The sequence below is a fragment of the Streptococcus cristatus genome, assembly GCF_001578775.1.
Lineage (GTDB): Bacteria > Bacillota > Bacilli > Lactobacillales > Streptococcaceae > Streptococcus > Streptococcus cristatus_A.
Map to the genome: position 1 here is coordinate 1 of NZ_KQ969100.1, position 258 is coordinate 258.

Annotated in this window: 1 protein-coding gene; it reads left to right on the top strand. The window is 48.4% G+C overall.

The window, feature by feature from the left end; translation table 11 throughout:
* On the top strand, positions 1-258 hold a 258-nt coding region (locus SCRDD08_RS11585), incomplete at both ends, for a hypothetical protein (protein WP_269139725.1).

Below are 258 nucleotides of genomic sequence, written 5' to 3' on the forward strand. Positions count from 1 at the left end.
TGCACTTACTGAGACAGACTGGCTGGTGCTCATTGAGGTTGAAGCTGATTCACTTGTTGAAACTGACTGGCTCAGGCTTACTGATGCTGAAGCACTTGTGCTTACTGAGACAGACTGGCTGGTACTCAATGACGCTGAAGCTGACTCGCTTGTTGAGACTGACTGGCTTGCGCTCAATGAAGCTGAGGCACTTGCACTTGCTGATACAGACTGGCTAGTGCTCAATGAAGTTGAAGCTGATTCACTTGTTGAGACTGA